This window comes from Paenibacillus sp. MCAF9 (genome assembly GCF_052114265.1).
Taxonomy (GTDB): Bacteria; Bacillota; Bacilli; order Paenibacillales; family Paenibacillaceae; genus Pristimantibacillus.
On record NZ_JBFREL010000006.1, the window covers coordinates 259460 to 278209 of the forward strand.

The window sequence follows — 18750 nt, forward strand, 5'->3', positions numbered from 1 at the left end:
ATCAATCTAGTCTCATCCTTTATTGTGCTGCCTTTGTTGTTGTTTGTGTATTCAAATCCTTATCAATCGCATCCTGTGCAATTTGTTTATTTCGCTCAAGCACTGTCTCTGGCGACTCGCCGCGATTGGCAATCGAATAGGAAATATCGCTTAAAGCTCCGCCTAGCGGCAGAAAAATAGGCTGTGCATATTTCAGAGAATCGAGCATCACTTCAATATCGCTTTCATCAGCAAGCAGCTGCTTCTCCGCTTCCTCGCGGTTAATCGGCTCTACGCGATCCCACATTTGAATTTGTTCCCAAATATAAGCTTTCTCTTTTGCTCTCTTAACGATGGCAGGGATATAGAACTGCACGTAGTTTTCAATGCTGCCTTGCCATGTTGTTGCTTTTGGACCTTTAGGGAAATAAACAAAACCTTGCTCATCGGTCATTGTTGTTCTTGTTGCGCCTTCCCACACTTCACCAGTCACCATTGCGGCTTTACCGGAGTTGAATAACGTTTGCGACTCATTGTAATCCTCGAAATTCTCGTTTTTGTTAGGAGCGACGACTTTATGCACATTAAACAGATCACTAAAAAAGCGAAGTGCTTCTAGCAGGTTTGGATCGTCATAGTTGAAGACGTTTTTGCCGTCTTTGAGTGTAATAAAGGAGGAGTTGTTGGAGTGAATCAAGATGCGCGATAGATTTCCGACGATATTGGTGACGCCCCATTGGTCGATTACACCGTCGCCGTTCGTATCTTTTGTCGCTTTTTTGGCGATGTCTAGGAAAGCGTCCCATGTCCATTTGTCTTGAGCGATCAAATCATGCGGATCTGGAAGACCTTCGCGCTCAAATAATGTTTTATTGTAGTAGAGACCAGAGGCGTTGTTGATATTGGAGGTAAAGCCGTACATTTTGCCATTGACCGCACCGTGCTGCTTCAAGCCTGCAGGCCATTTGGGATCATCAAAATTGAAGAAATCATCCACCGGCATAAACAATCCTTGATTGATGGCCGGCACTGCAAAATAGTAATCCAAAGGTACGATATCGGCTGCTGACTCACCAGAAAGCGCGGCGTTTGTAACCATTTTGATGTTCTCGCCCCAAGGCACCTTCTCCCACACGATCTTCACATTATATTTCTTCTCGGCAGCTCGCCACTTCTCCAGTGTCGCTGCACCTTCCGGCGTATCCTCTGACGGTCCGTCGACCCAGTGAATAATTTTCAACGTCTCGCCGTTCATGTCGATAACCGGCTCTACAGGCGGAGCTTCTGTCGGAGCTGCCGTTTCGGCAGTCGTATCATTCGTAGGCTTGTTCGTCGCTTTCTCACTTCCGTTATTGGTGCCCTTGCTGCATGCCGATACAAAAACGAGCGTAACCGCCAATAAAACCATTGCAAACCATTTTATTTTCCGCATAGCTTTACCCCTCCAATGGATGAAATGCAAGAGCTCATGCTTACTCTACATTTGCTGCGATCAACTGCTGTTTGGTCATCCCTCCCTGTTATCAGTTCAAGTTCCAACCCCGCATCGATGCCTTCATGCCCCACTTACTTGGAAGGTTTCGGCTTACTTTTTATGTGATTGTCATGGTAGTCCACCAATAATGAGATGCTATAAATCCTTCCAGAAAGTGATGATCTTTCCTGTTTACAACATATCATCACTGGAGGAATTTTTCAATAATTTTATTTTTTCTGAAAGAAAATTCTTTTATTCGTAAATCTACTTTAAAACCGTTTGGAAAAATCGTATTTTAAAAGGTTCGTCCTTTTACGGGTGAATCCTTTTTTAAGCTATCACACAATGGATTTTATCTCCACTATTAATTTATATATTAAAAAAATATGCCTTTATTCTATATTGTCAGAAAATTTAAACATTAGCTGTCAGCGCTCTCTATTGGCATAATTTCGGTGCTTGTCGGACATCTTAAGAAGGACTACTGCACAGAGAGGAGGATTACAAATGGCTAAACCAGACAACAGAGAAGATAATGCCGCTCATTTGCAGCAGCATATTAACAACACAAAAGAAAATTTGCAAGAAGCAGAACAGTACTTAAATGAATTTGCAGATGAATTATCTTCGGATCAGCAGCAATCGATCGAAGCTAAAAACGAGCGCCGCAAAGAAAGCATCCAATCTTTCGCAGCGGAGAAGCAGGATGAAGCAGGGCAATAAAGTAAACTCGATTCCCTAAAGCAGTGTATTCGGACATATCAAGAATAACCGGGGATTTCGGCGTTTTCTGCTTCGCGGCTTGCCTAAGCCAAGTCTAGAGGCCGTGGCTTTCGCCTGCCCACAATCTGATGTTGCAAGCAAATATAGACCAGAATAGAAAAATAGCCATACAGGAATAGCTCTCCTGTACGGCTATTTTTCATGTGAGCAATCCCTTCAGAAGCTAAACGTTTTTGAGACAGCCCTATTTTTAATAGGCTTTGCGATATGATTGAAAGACGGCCCTGTCGATTAATACAGCTTGTCTACGACGGAGCGAGCCGTCTTCTCCAAAGCTTCTGTGGCATTATTTTTCTTATGAGACAACAAATTGCACAAAATGTCCAATAAATGTACCTGAGTAATTTTTGTTGACCAAGAACCGCCTTCGGTAGGCATCTCACGTGAGGGCACCAATAAAATGGTGTCGGCATGTGCTGTTATCGGAGAACGCATATGGCTTGTCAAGCAAATCACCTCAGCTCCATTAGCTCTCGCTTGGCGCAGCGGATCTACCAAATCTCTCGTGCTTCCCGAGGTTGATATGCCAAACACCACTTCCCCTTTCTTCACGAGCGATGCAGACATCGCGATAATATGGGAATCCCTATGCGCCTCCACATTCATTCCAATTCGCATCAGTCGATAATGAAGATCAAGTGCTGTAATACCGGATGATCCTACTCCAAAAATATAAATTTTGTCCGCTGCGAGCATCCGATGGACTGCTTTGTCCAAATCCGCCGGATTGATTAGATCAAGCGTATTTTTCAGCATCATTTCGTTGCGAAGCGTAATTTTTCTTGCCTTCGTCAGCGTGCTGTCTTCTTCTTCTATTTCAACGGTCGAGTACGACGGACGGTTGACCAAATCCTGCGCAATAGAAAGCTTAAACTCTTGATAACCGCGGAAGCCTAGCTTGCGGCAAAAACGAATAACGGACGTTTCGCCTACCCCCGCCTGCTCAGATAAATCGGTTACCGTCGCCATAACCGCTTCCTCGGGATTTGATTTCACATAGTCGGCTACTTTTTTCTCCGCTTTGGTCAAGGAAGTATATATACTCGAAATCAACAAAAGCGTATTGGACTGGTTAATTTTTTGACCTGCCATCTTCATCGTATCAGCTCGCTTCATAGTATACTTATCTCAATAGTTTAGATGATCTATTCTTGGCTTACAATAAATGACATACTCTCAAAACTCCTGATTAATTCCTATCGCTTCACATAATCAGGATAATCGGTAATAATGCCATCAACGTTAAAATCAAGCAATGGCGGCACTTCCGCTGCCGAGCGAACCGTCCAAGGCGTCGTTTTTTTGCCTAAAGCATGAATGGTGTCTACGAAACTTTTTGTAACGAGATTCAAGCTCGGGTTCACATAATCTGCATACACGGCTGTTTCTTGAATCTTCTCTGCTGTTACATCTTCAGACTGATAAACGAGCAAACCAACTAGAACCTGGGGCATAATAGCACTAAATCGCTTCACAGAGCTCTGATCAAAAGATTGAACAATAATAGAGGCAGGATCTTCATCCAGCATGCCGTGAGCAAGCAGCTCTTCGGCTAACTTTTGCTCTATCCCCGGATACAGCCAAGGCGCCTTAATCTCGATTAAGATACCGATCTTCCCTTTGCATAAGGTGAATACCTCTGATAGTGTTGGCATTCGTTCACCTTCAAATTTCGCATTAAACCAGCTTCCTGCGTCCAGTTTACTCAGCTGAGCCATCGTAAAGTCTAGCACCTTGCCTTTGCCATTACTCGTACGATCAACCTCTGTATCATGAATAACAACAAGCTGCCCATCCTTAGTAAGCTGAATATCCAGTTCCAAGAAATCAGCCTTCATCTCTATCGCAAGCTGAAATGACGCTATCGTATTCTCGGGTGCATACCCGGCCGCACCTCGGTGGGCAATGACGATAAGTTTTTTATTGATTGCTGGTTTCATTCTGATCCCTCTCCTCTATCCATTCCATCCACTCATCAATATTTGCTGACATTTCCTTTAAGGACGAGAAGGTCAACAGCACCTGCTCATTGCCAAGCTGCTGCTCCGAATCACCGAAAATATCTGTGTGCAGCGAACGTCTCATATTGTACTCCAGCCATTCGAGCATGCTGCCCATTCTGCCGTAGAAAGCTTCCTTCACATGCGTTAGCTCTGTCCCACCGGCCTTTTGATATGCGCCTAGCATCGTCATAAAAGTCTCTTTATTGACGTGTCCCGTATCCATCCCGCTCCAGCTTAAGGCAGCATCAAGCAGCTCCATTGTTGGATTTGTTGAGCCAGCTGCTTCCCAGTCAATAATATGCGGATGAAGACCGTCCTTCCAAACGACGTTTTTCGGATTTAAATCGCGATGGCTGAAGCACTGGCTATTGTTCAACATCTGGCTGGCTTGCTGATACTGATGATTCCATTCTAACAAGTCATTGAATCCAGCATCCATCTGCTGCGCCCATGGCGTCGCTGTCCTGAGCCCATCATCTATCAATTTCCTCCAGTAGTCCTGCCCAAAGGAGGTCCAGAGTGGACTTTGCTGCTCCTCGAAATTCAAGCTGTGAATCTTATGAAGCAAAGCTCCAATTACACTCGCGTGTTCCCTGCGGCAATCAGCGGGAGTAATGACAGCTCCGTCAATCCAATCAAACAGCATAACATCCACACCAGAAACCTGAGTAATGATGTCATTATTAACCGTCTTTGCTAAGACGGCAGGTATACCTGAACTTGCTGCGGCTGCTGCAATACGCTCCGAGAGCAAATAGTTGGACAAGACACCTGCTCTTGCCATAATTTCAGGGTTTAATATTTTCAAGGCGAATTGGCCTTCTGTTGTGCTGAGCTTCCACATGTGATGAAGCAAACCGCCAGTGACCGGACTTGGCTGAATGAGCGGCTCTCCAATCTCGTAATGAATACAAAGACTCGTAACCCATTGCATATTGATCTCTTGAGGCAATAGAATCCCTCCTCTTTCCTTCAATTAACTTTCACAATTTAAAATAATGTTCGGATATAGGCTTTATGGCCTGCCAGAATTTTGAAAAAGATATTTTTTTTAATAATATCATAATTGGTGGATATAATCTCTATCTCGTGTTACGATATAGCAAATTTTCATTCAATTCTAGAAGGGCGGGACTCGAATGGAACAACAATCGATTACGGCTGACATCATTATACTTGGCGGAGGGCTTGGCGGATGCATGGCTGCACTATCCTCAGCTAAGTTAGGCATGAAGGTGATTGTTACGGAAGAAACAGATTGGATTGGCGGGCAGTTGACTAGTCAAGCCGTTCCTCCCGACGAGCATCCTTGGATTGAAAGCTTCGGCTGCACCCGTACATATCGTGAATTTCGCGACCGTATTCGCCGTTATTACAAGGAAAACTATCCCTTAGTAGAAGACGCCAAAAACAATGATCGCCTAAACCCAGGAAACGGCTGGGTCAGCCGACTTTGCCATGAACCAAAAGCCGCGCTTCATGTGCTTGAGACCATGCTTGCTCCTCATATCAGCAGTGGAAAAATAACAATTCTACTCGGCTATCAATTAAAGTCCGCTGAAACAAACGAAGACCTGATTGAATCTGTCCTTGTCAAACATATCACCTCAGGTGAAATGAAGAAGCTGCAGGGCTCCTACTATTTGGACGCGACCGAATGCGGCGACCTTCTTCCTCTTGCCGGTGCAGAGTATGTATCAGGAGCTGAAGCGAAAGCTGAAACGGGAGAGCCACATGCGCTCGAGCAGGCCGATTCCCTTGATATGCAATCCTTTACGTTTGTATTTGCTTTGGATCACATGGAGAACGCGGATTATACGATTGAGAAACCAGAGCAGTATGACTTTTGGCGAAGCTTCATTCCTGCGCATTCACGCTTCCCGCTGTTCGGCTGGAAAATGGGAGACATTCATGATCCGTGCCAGGACAAAGAAATTATCTTCATGCCCGATGGGAAAGAACCCATGCCCTTCTGGTCTTACAGGCGCATTATTGACCGTTCTTTGTTTAAAGAAGGCTCGTTTGAAAGCGATATCACTTTAATTAACTGGGCACAAAACGATTATTATTTAGGACCTATTTATGAGGTAACTGAGGAAGAAAAACAAAAACATTTGAAGAGTGCGCGTCAGCAAAGTCTATCGCTCGTTTATTGGCTGCAAACGGAAGCACCGCGTCCAGATGGAGGCATTGGTTATCCAGGCCTTCGACTTCGCGGTGACATTGTTGGAACAGAAGATGGTATTGCCAAACATCCTTATATACGGGAATCTCGCAGAATAAAGGCGCAGTATACGATTACGGAGCATGATGTCAGCCTCGAAATCAGGGGGGATCAAGGGATCAAACGATATGAGGACAGTGTAGGCGTCGGAAGTTATCATCTAGATCTCCACACAACAACAAAATCCAATCGCGGCTTCTACATTCCCAGCTTGCCATACGAAATTCCGCTCGGAGCCCTCCTCCCTGTTCGGATGAAAAATTTGCTCCCTGCGTGTAAAAATATTGGCACCACTCAAATTACAAACGGCTGCTACCGGCTGCATCCAACCGAATGGAACATCGGTGAATCTGCAGGTTATTTAGCCGCTTACTCCATTATAAATCAAGTCACCCCGCATGAAGTACGAGAATATAAGCAGCATCTGGAAGCTTTTTTAACGCTTATTCAAAATCAAGGCATTGAGACTCATTGGCCAGAAAATTTAAAGCAATAGATAGAAAATAAAAATATTATCCTCTTTTCATAAAATTTATGGAAAAACGATCCGCTTGCTGGTACACTACTGCTAGATAAACAATCAATCATGAACATGAACAGCTACTTTATCCGAAAGGCGGTGAAGTGTAAGGTTCTGTTTTATGCGTACAAATGAGAAGATTCGAGGTGTATGCCATGATGACCAAACGATTGTTTAATCTCGTCCTTTGTGTTGCCCTTCTTCTGATCAGCATTTCTTCAACCGCCTTCTCAGAGCCCGCTTCTCCTGACCAGCCATCCATTACGCTTGAGGACGGCACAAACCACATCGTTGACCTCATTAATCAAGAGAGTCAAGACAACAAGCTCATGATATTTACCCGCAGCTACGGAACCACAACAAAACCTCCGCTCGTTCCGACAACAGAAGCCATCATTACAAACAATATCGTTACAGCCATATACACAAACAGCACTAACGGCACTTATATTCCTGCTAACGGATACGTCATATCTGGAACGGGAAACAAAGCTGCATTAATCAACGGCTTCAAGATTGGAGATTCCATTACAACGAGCTTTCCTATATCGGTTTATCCAGCCCAATATTTTACCGTTAATGAAGAGATCGTTCCAATTACTCAGATTAATGCAGGGCGCGGAGCGGCAGATATCGTTCTGTATTTGCCAGAATACGGCCCTGCAACAAAAACAAATCCATGGGGCATGGAGATCACCGTTGACGGAGGTTCCGTTACGCGAATAGCAACGATGACGCAGGATACTAGCGGCAATTGGCTCGATAACAACTCATCCATTCCTGCGAGTGGATACGTTGTCTCTATTCAAGCTGAAAGTCCGTTTTTTGCCAAATTAAATGGAACTGTGCGGATTGGAGATGCCGTTGAATTGAATATGAACAATGAAGTGTTAGTTGAAGCCTCCAAAATAGGATACGACGCCTTAAATCCGCGAACGAGAGAAGATAATCCCGGAGGCTGGGATGACGGCAGCAATGAACCATACCCCGGACACCGCGGAACGGACCAGCTCATTATTTACGACAACAGCTATGGCGCGTCAACGGGAACGAATCCTTGGGGATACGAGGTTGTCGTAAACTCGGAAGGCAAAGTCACGCATGTGAGCGGCAATAATTCTACCATTCCAGCTGGCGGATATGTCATATCCGGGCATGGCGTCAAAGCAAGCTGGCTAAGCGAGCATGTATCCATTGGCAGCAGCTTCAAGCTGCTCACGGATAAGAAACAAGCGTTATTTCTGTTCACGCCAGAATCCTATCTGGATAAAGCGCAAATAGGAATAGATGCCGCGAAGCAAAAGCTTATTCTCTCCAAGCAGCAGTTTCTAGACATTAACTATAACGGTATGGAACAACAAATTACATCTGCACAAGCAGCATTGGTCGATTTGAAAAGCCAGATTGCACAAGGTGATTTCGCTTCCTTCACCGTCCAGTTCGCAGAGCTGCACGCACGGGTGGAGAAAGCCAGCTTCATGGGCTATGAATCCCGCGCTGTAGACCATCGATCCATTTGGATTCGTCCGAAGGAAACGAATCTAGCGCAGGTTCAGCAGCATATTGCGAAGCTTCACGCTTTAAATATCAACTCCATTTACTTAGAGACGTGGTGGAATGGCTTTACGATTTACCCAACGAGCCATCCGCTAGCTGATCAAAATCCGATTTATGGCGGTTTTGACGTATTGAACGCCTATATAACAGAAGCCAAAAAAGCAGGCATCGAGGTTCATGCGTGGGTCGAAAACTTTTTGGTAGGCGTCGGCAGTATGGCTGGTCCCGTCAGAAGCCTTAAGCAGGAATGGTCCATGATCAGTAGACAAGGCCACGATTATCAAGACGTTCCGCTTTACAACACCCAGTACTACTTCCTCAACCCTGTAAGGCCTGAAGTACGGGACTTTGTTTCTGAAATTTATAAGGAGCTGCTTCAGAAATATAAAGTAGACGGCTTGCATTTGGACTATATTCGTTATCCCGATGCAGGTGACTACACGAACGACTTTGGTTATGACTCTTATACGCGCAATCTGTTCAAGCAGAAGCATGGCGCAGATCCGATCGACCTTCATCCCGGCGACAAGCTTTGGCAAGCGTGGGTTGATTTTAGAAAAAATACGATTAATGAGTTCGTATATCGGATCTCCAGTGAAGCCAAAAAATTGAAGCCGGATATCCGAGTCTCCGCCGCCGTATGGCCGAACTACGTGAATGGGCCAGAGTTCATGCACCAGGAGCCAAGGGATTGGATTGCCAAAAACTATATCGACCAGCTCTTCCCGATGTCCTATCATCCAGATGCTTCATCTGTTGCCACTGATTCCTTAAACTCCGTTGCACTCGCAAACAACAAGGCGCTGATCGTCATTGGTGTCGGAACGAATCTTGGCTTAACGAAGGAGATGCTGCTTAAACAAATTAATGACTCCGTCGCAGTAGGCGTATCCGGCTCAGCTTTGTTCGAATTTGAATCGTTGTTTGGAAATGAATATGACAAGGCGCTTTTAGCAGGTCTCTACAGCAAGCCTGCCATCGTCCCAGACAAAGATGTTTTAACATCCTTCAAAACGATCATTTCCGAAATGCAGCGCAAAATCAAACAAATTTATGTCCCGTTCAATGGGATGGATAACGATAAGAAATATGTAAAAGAGCTGGAGCAGCTTGAAAAAAGCTGGAAGGATAAAAAATCAGTCGGCAAGGACGCCAAAGAAGCACTTAAGAAAATAGAGAAGCTTCTGGAGCGTATCGAATCGGATCGTGCTTTGAACGTAGAAGTTAAAAAACGAATGGCTGCGGATCTTAATTATTTGGAAACCATTATTCTCGTTTACGTATCCAAGGCAGCGCACTAAACAACACAGAGAGGACCAACTGTATGTTATGGGAAAACTTAACCGTCAAGGAATTTGAGACGGCCGTGAAGTCAACGAACCGAGTCTGTGTGCTGCCGATCGGCTGTCTTGAAAAGCATGGCGATCATCTTCCCCTCGGAACGGATATGATGATCGCTAGAGAAATCGTAGAGAAGTCAGCTCAATTAGAGTCCTGTGTTATCTTTCCTTATTATATTTTCGGCCAAGTATCCGAGGTGAAGCATTACGCAGGCACAGTTGCTCTTGGCAGTGAGCTGCAGCTGCGCCTCTTGCAGGAAGTGTGCAAGGAAATTAGGCGCAACGGCTTCAACAAAATTATTTTGGCCAATGGGCACGGCGGCAATAACAATCTGCTGAGCTATTTCGTCCAAACGATGCTCGATGAACGCAAGGATTATGTTGTGTACGCCTATAATCTATGGGAATTAAATGCCGAGCAGCTTGCTCATCTTGATCAATCCTATGAAACGCCAGATGACTACGGGCATGCCGATCATATGGAAACATCGCAAATTCTTCATATTAATCCTTCTCTTGTCCATATGGAACGTTTGAATCCAGGCGAGTGGGAGTCCAAAGGTCTTGGACGAACGCTAACAGAGCATAGGCTGTCCGCTGGCATCCATTGGTATATGGAGTTCCCAAATCAGATTGCAGGCGATCCTTCACTGTCGTCGGCAGCGTATGGTAAGGAGTATATTTCAATGTGCGCTAGCAACTTCGCCAAAGCGATACACGCTGTCAAAAATGATGAAACCTCTTTGCAGCAGCAAACCGCTTTTTTTGATCGATGCGACGATGTGAATCTTATCCGTTAAAACAAGAAATGGCAGTCCTGCCTAGCTACAGGCTTTGGACTGCCATTTCCTTTACTCCTTACATTACAAATATTTATGGATGTGCTCGATGACTTTCTCCGCGCATCTACGATTTCCTCGTTCAGATAAGTGCAAACGATCCTCGCAAATATGTAATGCTAGATCTTCTTTTATGGCAGCATTCAGATCATTTATTTGTATGCCTAGGCTTTCCATCAGCTTTACAGCTGCCGCATTGTATAAATCAATCTCTGCATTGCTGCGCCCAATCGCATCGGCTGGAACAGGCGTCGTTGTTGCAAATATGATGTTTGCACCCGTTCTTTGCAGCTCATTCGCCGTCCGTTTAAGCGTTTCCAAATATTCTTCTAATGAAGTGAGTGCCTCGACCATTGGCGCTTCATGATGCAAATCCCATAACCCGTTGTTCCAATGAACGATATCTGGTTTGCCCAGATCTCTAATCCACAAGTTAACTCCCCATAACGTATGTTTCGCAAATCTGCCGTTCTCCTCAGGTGCGACAACCTCTGCCGTTTCATTCAAAGCCTCGCGCACAAGCGGTTCATAGCCCATTCGGATCGAATCTCCGAGCAGCAGTACTCTTTTCATCCGCAACACCTTCCCCTTGTTTTTATAATATTTGCCCATGCCGCAAACGTGATGCTTACGTCCATGTCATCCTCATCCCTCTTGAAATATAGCACACACCCAACCGTTTCTCAAAGACAGTTAGGTGTGTGTTGTACTCCGTATGCTAATTTACAAAGTAACATCTAAACTAAGCGTAATGATTTCAGCGGGACGAACCACCATTCGGCCAAGCTCTGACTCCTCCAGTCTCTGCTCCATAACGCTGCTGCGATGTGCTGCGCTCACGCCTAGCGTAGGGTAAACGCTTAACGTTTGCTCATCTCGTGATAGATTATACCAGCGCGCGATCAAATCCCCCGTATTCTCCGATACCTTAAGAGCAGACAAACATAGTTTGTCACCCTCCCATTGCATAAAGGAAAAACTACTTGGAAGCCCACCCTCATGTGTACCCGTCTGTTTCACTATCCAAGGAAATTGATATTGATAAGCTTCCTTCATCGATGCCATAGCTCCATGCCCAATGAACTCCGACTTTGCATGCTGATTCTCCACCGAAAACGGTATAATTTCAAGCTTAACCGTATGCTCGCCGAGACACTGCGCCTCAGGGGTCGGGAAGTACCCCCAATCACCTAGCTCACCCACCGCACGCAGCAAAGTAACCGCAATGGTATTGTTTTCATCTTCCTCTCGCAAAACTTCATATTCATTTAAACCAAGGTTGGCGATCGTAACCCCCTGCTTCTCGCCAATCAACGTCACAAAAGCTTGCTGATGCTGACAATTGCTTGGGTTTCTCCATTCCTCCGATGGGGTATTATCCCGCTCCACCACTTCAAAGATTGAATCTGCCAAATGTGTCTTCGATTGAAAGTCTACCGGGAACAACATACGCAAACGATGGTCAAGAGCCTCGTTGTTAAAGGTTGTTTCTATTTGCAGTGCTTGCCCGTTTTTGTTAAGTGATACCTTCGTCTTAATCGTAAAAGGAATGTGCTTATCCGACCTGCCTGATTTTCGTCCAGTAAACCAAATCAGCTCTTCTCTCTCCTGCTGCAACAGCTCTTCTGCCGACTTCGGGATTAACATCTGGTGCGTAATTTCAAAGCTGGCTTGAAAAGGCGAATCTTCCGTTATGCGTATTTCGGCTCGAAGACCTCTCGTTGTCAGCGGGACGTCACCGTTTGGCTGGCGGTACATATACTCATTACCAATGTCTCCTGTATCTTCATATATACACTGATTGCGCAGCACTTCATTCGAACGATGATCAACAATAGTCAAGGAACCATCATCAGCGATCGTTACAGTCAAATAAGCATTGCCCATCTCTCGTTCATTTCTAATTAGAGAGCCATCTTCAGCTTGAAGCTGTTTAGAGTAGTCATTTCTAATCAGCGCATAGGTTTTGTAGCCAAGTGCTGGTACACCGTGCGCCTCAAATCGAATACGTACTTTTCTAGCAAAATAAGGCTGACGGAACTGATCCTCGGGCAAATCGTATCCGAATTGTACGCCTAGATCTTCTATGCCGCTGGATACCTTGCTGCCCTCTGACTCCATGAGGTATAGACCTGCTAAATCAATTTCCTTCAGTCGCTGCTTCATCGTATAAAAATCTATTCCACTATTGAAATAGATGCGCTCGATCTCAACATCAGTGGTAACAATACCAGAACGCAGCCAGCCCGTTGTATTAACAACAAGGAGTGTAGAAGTAACCTCTCCAAAGGAAGCAAATACGCTCGTATCTACCTTCGAAGCGACTGCGGATAAACTGTCTTCGATAATGCTTTCGGCGACATGCTTACTTTTGGCAAAACGGGTCACCATTTCTGCATGGACCTCATCGACACTGCATCCGCAAATGCTGTCATGCGGATGGTTTTGCATCAATGTTTTCCAAGCATATGTGAATAGATGATGAGGATAAGCATGGCCTGTCAAATAAGCAAAGGCTGCTATCGGTTCGGCCGCTTTCTCCAGCAGCGCCTGGCCTGTTTGGTTCATTTGCTTAAGATAGATTCGCGAAGATGCAGTATTAACAAGCGTCGACCAGCCATCGGTATGCTGGCTTCTTAGTTCACCTTTGACGATGGACAATTTCTCAGGAAGCGATGCGGTTACCGCACTAATATAATCTTCAAAATTCGAATGGACAAATTGATATTCCGGAAATAGCTGCTGCGCTGTCGCAATAGCTTGTGCTACATCCGTCTGCACCGGCTGATGATCGCAGCCATTCATCATGAGCCAGTGGGGCGTTGAAGCATACTCTTCGACATCCTTTAATTTACGCTGCCAATAAGCATCGGCCGCTTCAGGATCAGTTGGAATTTCATTGCCATTGCTGTACCAATTGGCGAACAGAATGCCGATCACTCTTGAGCCGTCTGGAGCCTCCCAAATCATCTCGGAGAACGGTGATTCGTAGGCTTTCGTTTGAGAAACTTCATTATTAAAGCCAGTTGGCTTCACACCGCGTCCGAACACAGCATTCTCGATTCCTGCTTGCAGCATCAGCTGCGGTGCTTGCCCAATGTTTCCAAACGAATCCGGAAAATAACCCACCTTTGCAGCTTTGCCGAACTGCATAGCATCTCGGTGCCCATAAACGAGATTGCGTACATTTGCTTCACCGCTCGTCAAAAATTCATCCTGCAAAATATACCACGGTCCAATATGAATGCGTCCTTCGCGAACATACTGCTCAAGCAGCGCTCTTTTTTCCGGACGAATTTGCAAATAGTCTTCTAATATAATCGTCTGCCCATCAAGATGGAAGCTTTTGAAATCCGAATCTCGTTCCAGCGTCTCAAGCAAATGGTCGATAAGCGCAATTAATCTAACATGGTGCTTCTCATATGGCAAGTACCATTCCCTGTCCCAATGGGTGTGTGAAATGATATGAACAGTAGTAGATGATATCAAAGTATCCTTCTCCATTCTCTGTTTGGGATGAAAGCAAAGACGCCGCTCCACGTGCTTGCCTAATGCCGATTAATGCTTACTTTGCTAGCGTTAGCCTACGATGCCTGTACGCTCTACACTTTCGACGAAGTAGCGCTGTACGAACAAGTACATAATAATAAGCGGGAGCATAAGCAGGAGAACGCCCGTATTCAGCAGCATGGATTGATACACAAGATCGGGTTCTTTGCCAAGCACAGAGCCCATGTCTGCTAACTGCGTTGACAATACTTTTACTTTGCTGAGAAACAACGAGACATAATAGCTGTCATTCCACTGCCATACGAAGGAAAACAGCACCACCGTAACAATTGCAGGAACGGCATTCGGCAGCATAATCTTATAGAAGGTTTTAAAAACACCTGAGCCGTCAACAACGGCCGCTTCTTCAATCTCCTTCGGAATGCCTCGGAAAAATTGCCGAAAAATATAAATATAAAGACCGTTTTTGAGCCCCATTCCCGTAGCGGATGAAATTAGGAAAGGCCAAAAGGTATCAATTAGATTAAAGCTGTCCCTCTTCGAAAACAAACCTACTAAACCGAACATATCAAAGTACCTATACGTTAAATATAGCGGAATCATAATCGTCTGCGGCGGTACAACAATGGTGAATATAACGAATCCAAAGAGGATGCCGCTGCCTTTGAACTTCAACTTTGCAAAAGCATATGCCGCTAGCGCACAGGATGCGAGTTGAATGGCAGTGGTTCCCGCCGATATCAAAAACGTATTCAGTAGAGTAGCCCAATAGTGGGTCGCTTCCATCGCAATTTTAAAATTGTCCAACGTGAAGTTTCTAGGAATCCACAGCACCGTCGGATCATAGATATCAATTTTGTTGCGGAATGCGACCGAGAAACGAAGAAATAGCGGAAATAATATAATAAAACAAAAACCAGAAACGAGTACTGACCTTAGCAACGTCCATAACAATCGCTTCGATCTCTCGACCGGATTATAGTGGCGGTGAAACCTTTCCGCGTGAATGGCCGGCAGCTTCATGGCCTCTCCTCCTTCTCAATCGTAGTAAAACACTTTTCTCGAAATGATTCCCGCCGATAAGCTGAGTACTATAGCGACAACGATAAAATACACCCAAGACATCGCTGCGCTCTGCCCGAACTCAAACGTTTTGAATGCCGTTTCCGAAATAAGTGCGTTAACAGAATTGTTATTGAATGAATCAATAATGGAATAAATTAAATTCGTCAGAATAAGCGGCGTCATCATCGGGAATGTAACTTTCCAAAAAATCTCATAGCCCGTTGCCCCCTCAATTCTCGCAGATTCGTACAGTGAGGGTGAAATGGATTGCAAGCCCGCAAGAAAGATAAGAATTTGGACGCCGGAGGAGCTAATAATTTCATAGATTCGGTCAACCGCATCCGAAATATAATTTACGAATACAGGCGCCAAGCCGGACTCCATCATCATCTTTTTCAGCTCGAAGCTCTGCATAAGGTTTCCGCTTCCGCTAGATGATGAAGAGCTTCCAACAAAGCTGCTAATGTCCATATTGGCTATAGCCGCAGAGGCTAGAATGACGGGTAGAAAAAAGACTGCCCTTGCCATCGCTCTTCCTCTGAACTTCTGATTCAATAGCACCGCTGCAAAGAGACTGAATACGATGATGATTGGCACATTAACGATCATATCTGTAACCGATTCAGTCAGCCTGCGCGGAAAATCTGCATTTGTCAGAAATAGATGACGAAAGTTTGCGAAACCCTCATACTTTACTGCGAAGCCGCCTTCAACCAAACTTATTGAGCTTAAGCTGAATCGTAAGGATTGAATGAGCGGCATGATAAACAGCATGACTAATCCCAGCATTAATGGCGTGGCGAACAGCACGCCGCACCATGCTTTTTTCTGCGCCAAGGTCAATGGCTTATTGAACATCTGCCTCACCGCCTACCTGATAACTTTGAGCTGCAAGCTGCATGCCCTCTAGTGCTATCGCCTTATTATTGTAGTTAATCGTAATGACATAACCGTTCTGAAATGTCGTTTCCACGACGCCCGGCACGATTTGTCGATGCTTCACAATGACCTGATTCCGAACCTTCGACAATACGCCATTCGCTTCCTTATAGAGCAGCACCGCTTCATCAAGCCAATCTTTGTAGTTCAAAGCATAAAGGTTATCGTAGTCGGTGTCCTTCACTTTCGTTGAGTCACTGGCGTACCATTGATAATATAAGCTCGAGCCCGTTTCCAGCGCCTTCAGCATCGATAGACGAGGATTTTGCTTATCATCCATGTTGTAAGGTGAGCCAGCCAAATCATAATAGCCATGCAATGCAATTTGATAAAACGGAATATCCTGATCTGTAATATTCATCAGACTGCTCTTGGTCGGTGCGTTTACGATTACATCTGCATAAGGCAAGCTGTATGCGTTGCCGCCATTCACCATGATCGATTGCGTCTGAAGGCTCAGCTTATTTGTCTGTGTCTTGATCATTTCCAGCGCTTCCTGACGAGTTATCGTTTTATCCGGATTGTAATCGGAATTGACCTGATTTCCCATATCTCTTAGCGATAATCCCTGCAGCCCGAGCGCTTTGTAATCCGCCAAAAAACCGTTTATTTGCTTCGGCAGCGCAGCAGGCGATAAGATATAGTGGGAAAATTTCGAAGTATCCTGATCGTACATAACCGGATTATATTGATAAACCTTTGCTTCACCGCGATCAAGCCATGTAGCCGATCCGCTGGAACCTTTGTATTTTTCCAAAAAAGCTGTATCCGGGTAGAAGCCGATCCCGTTTTTCTGTGCAAAATCAGCTAGCTCACGAAGCCCTTCTTTGCCTCCCAGCTTATTCACGACTTTGATACTTGCTGGCGAGCTGTGCCGAATACCATCATTAAACCACCCGACATAACGCAAATCGATATGGCGGATATCCGTATCCATCAGCTCTTGCAGCAAGTTTTTCGCTTCAGCAAAGCTGGTTAGCGATTGTGTTGCTTCATACGGTATTCCGAGGAATGATTTATCTACCCGGAATGCTCCTATCAGCTCCATCACAAACGGCGAATCCTCGACTTTATCCAGCTTTTGTATATTGAATTTATTGATTAAGTAATTGCGATATTCAGCAGCCATTCCTACATAATCGGAGGTTTCACCGCTAAGGAAGGAATATCTTATGGATAAGTCGCCGTCATACCTTTTCTTTTGAAACATCGGCACGGAGCTCGTTTTTGTCCCCGACGTAAGCGTGTAAAAGTCCATGGATGAAATTTGAAACTTGCTTCCAACGGTATTATAGGAGTCATTTCGTCCGCTTACATCTGCTGTAATGCTTGCCATCGCATCACCATTTTCAATGATTCCAAATAAAGCATGGTCGGATCGCTTAAGCCCAAATACCGGCAGCCTTGTCATCTCATTAGTCTGTATTTTTTCTTTCACATTGTACGTACCGTCATTGCCGTACACAGGCAAATTGTAGGGTTCCGCTTGGTGTTTTCCGCTGTTCAGCTCAATTAGAGCGCCTGCGCCGTCAGGCACGAACAAGTATCCCGATTCCTTCACACCAGCAGCGCCAAAATGTTTAAGCACCTGTACGCTGGCAATTGGATATTCCGCATTGAATTGCAGCTCCTTGCCCGGAATCGTTACAACAAGCTGCTCATTATCCAGCTTATACTGGATTGGAATCGTAAATTCTGCCCTTGCGGCTGATGCAGCGTCGGCTGCGCCGTTCTCTTCGTTATCCTGCAGCGCATCCTCCGCTGTGTAGCCCGCAGCTTCGAGTGCCGCAGAGATTTCCTCCGCTACGTAATCCTGCAGCTTGCGGACGACATAAATTTGTTTTGCCTCATCGAAGCTGAATTTGTATTCAACACTTTTTCTCAGCTCTTCATCGGCAATCTGATCCAAGATTTGCTCTTGAAATCTTTTTTTGCTGATTACCTTTGGAATATTAGCGAAACCTTTGGCAATATTGCCTATTCGATAAACGACTTTGATCCCGTTCTCTTCGTCCGTTATTTCAAATTGCTGCTTTGCGACGCTATCGTCATAGCTGTTGAAAGCATTGACCTGCCCTTTTTCATTGTAGTAAGTAAGCAGCACCTGTGAGGATAGCTCTGATTGGTACAAAGGCGAAGCTTTCTGATCCTCGCTTCTCTCAACCGGGTTTGAAAACCAGACGTAGCTGTCGCGTTTGTCCTTTAGGGCAATTTCTGCTGTTTCACGGTTGATATAGAGCTGAAGCGCGTCATTTTCTTTCACTAATTCCATCGCCGACAACGCTTGCAGCTCCTTATCCGTGTTGACCGCAGTTGATTTACGTCCTGCTCCAATCACCCGGTCTTCCTGCTGATCAGAGATGGCCTCGGCTTCTTTTGTACCGAGGTTTATCTGCGCTCCAGCTTCTTCCTTCTTGCTGCAGCCTGCCGCACTTGCAGCAACAACGCTCGCAAGCAGTGCCGCGAACAGGATGCTGGACATCTTCCTCTTACCTGTCACGACCATCTCTCCTT

13 protein-coding genes are annotated in these 18750 nt (G+C 45.3%); 4 read left to right on the forward strand and 9 right to left on the reverse strand.

Annotated features, from left to right (window positions below; all coding sequences use genetic code 11):
- Positions 1-19 precede the first annotated feature (19 nt).
- On the reverse strand, positions 20-1411 hold the full coding sequence (locus AB4Z45_RS13430; protein ID WP_441882796.1) for an ABC transporter substrate-binding protein: 1392 nt from the start codon (positions 1409-1411) through the stop codon (positions 20-22).
- 552 nt (positions 1412-1963) lie between these two features.
- Between AB4Z45_RS13430 and tlp the strand changes: the two genes are divergently transcribed.
- Positions 1964-2179, forward strand: coding sequence for a small acid-soluble spore protein Tlp (gene tlp / locus AB4Z45_RS13435; RefSeq protein WP_076270030.1), 216 nt, complete (start codon positions 1964-1966; stop codon positions 2177-2179).
- 291 nt (positions 2180-2470) lie between these two features.
- Here the strand turns inward: tlp and AB4Z45_RS13440 are convergent, their stop codons facing one another.
- The 3 genes from AB4Z45_RS13440 to AB4Z45_RS13450 form a co-directional block, all read right to left on the reverse strand.
- Positions 2471-3337 (reverse strand): MurR/RpiR family transcriptional regulator, encoded by an 867-nt coding sequence (locus AB4Z45_RS13440; protein WP_076270167.1) that lies wholly within the window; start codon positions 3335-3337, stop codon positions 2471-2473.
- A gap of 98 nt (positions 3338-3435) precedes the next feature.
- Positions 3436-4179, reverse strand: coding sequence for a glycerophosphodiester phosphodiesterase (locus AB4Z45_RS13445; protein WP_441909809.1), 744 nt, complete (start codon positions 4177-4179; stop codon positions 3436-3438).
- Positions 4160-5194: a phosphotransferase gene (locus tag AB4Z45_RS13450; RefSeq protein ID WP_441909811.1), complete on the reverse strand. Its 1035-nt coding sequence runs from the start codon at positions 5192-5194 to the stop codon at positions 4160-4162. The genes AB4Z45_RS13445 and AB4Z45_RS13450 overlap by 20 nt, the downstream gene beginning before the upstream one ends.
- Positions 5195-5381: 187 nt before the next feature.
- Between AB4Z45_RS13450 and AB4Z45_RS13455 the strand changes: the two genes are divergently transcribed.
- The 3 genes from AB4Z45_RS13455 to AB4Z45_RS13465 all read left to right on the forward strand — a co-directional run bounded on the left by AB4Z45_RS13455 (position 5382) and on the right by AB4Z45_RS13465 (position 10683).
- On the forward strand, positions 5382-6962 hold the full coding sequence (locus AB4Z45_RS13455) for an FAD-dependent oxidoreductase (protein ID WP_441909812.1): 1581 nt from the start codon (positions 5382-5384) through the stop codon (positions 6960-6962).
- Between the two features lie 179 nt (positions 6963-7141).
- A complete protein-coding gene (locus tag AB4Z45_RS13460) occupies positions 7142-9844 on the forward strand; it encodes a glycoside hydrolase family 10 protein (protein WP_441909813.1) in 2703 nt (900 codons plus the stop codon).
- Positions 9845-9867: 23 nt separating this feature from the next.
- Positions 9868-10683: a creatininase family protein gene (locus AB4Z45_RS13465; protein ID WP_441909815.1), complete on the forward strand. Its 816-nt coding sequence runs from the start codon at positions 9868-9870 to the stop codon at positions 10681-10683.
- Between the two features lie 63 nt (positions 10684-10746).
- Here the strand turns inward: AB4Z45_RS13465 and AB4Z45_RS13470 are convergent, their stop codons facing one another.
- From AB4Z45_RS13470 to AB4Z45_RS13490, 5 genes are all read right to left on the reverse strand, one after another.
- Complete coding sequence (locus AB4Z45_RS13470) at positions 10747-11295, reverse strand: SGNH/GDSL hydrolase family protein (protein WP_441909817.1); 549 nt, start codon at positions 11293-11295, stop codon at positions 10747-10749.
- A gap of 150 nt (positions 11296-11445) precedes the next feature.
- A complete protein-coding gene (locus tag AB4Z45_RS13475; protein ID WP_441909819.1) occupies positions 11446-14211 on the reverse strand; it encodes an alpha-mannosidase in 2766 nt (921 codons plus the stop codon).
- Positions 14212-14301: 90 nt separating this feature from the next.
- Positions 14302-15255 carry a carbohydrate ABC transporter permease gene (locus tag AB4Z45_RS13480; RefSeq protein ID WP_076270037.1) on the reverse strand — a complete coding sequence of 318 codons (954 nt, stop codon included), beginning with the start codon at positions 15253-15255 and terminating at the stop codon, positions 14302-14304.
- A gap of 15 nt (positions 15256-15270) precedes the next feature.
- Positions 15271-16155 (reverse strand): carbohydrate ABC transporter permease, encoded by an 885-nt coding sequence (locus AB4Z45_RS13485; RefSeq protein WP_076270038.1) that lies wholly within the window; start codon positions 16153-16155, stop codon positions 15271-15273.
- Positions 16145-18736, reverse strand: a complete 2592-nt coding sequence (locus tag AB4Z45_RS13490) for a DUF5696 domain-containing protein (RefSeq protein WP_441909820.1) — start codon at positions 18734-18736, stop codon at positions 16145-16147. The genes AB4Z45_RS13485 and AB4Z45_RS13490 overlap by 11 nt, the downstream gene beginning before the upstream one ends.
- Positions 18737-18750 lie beyond the last annotated feature (14 nt).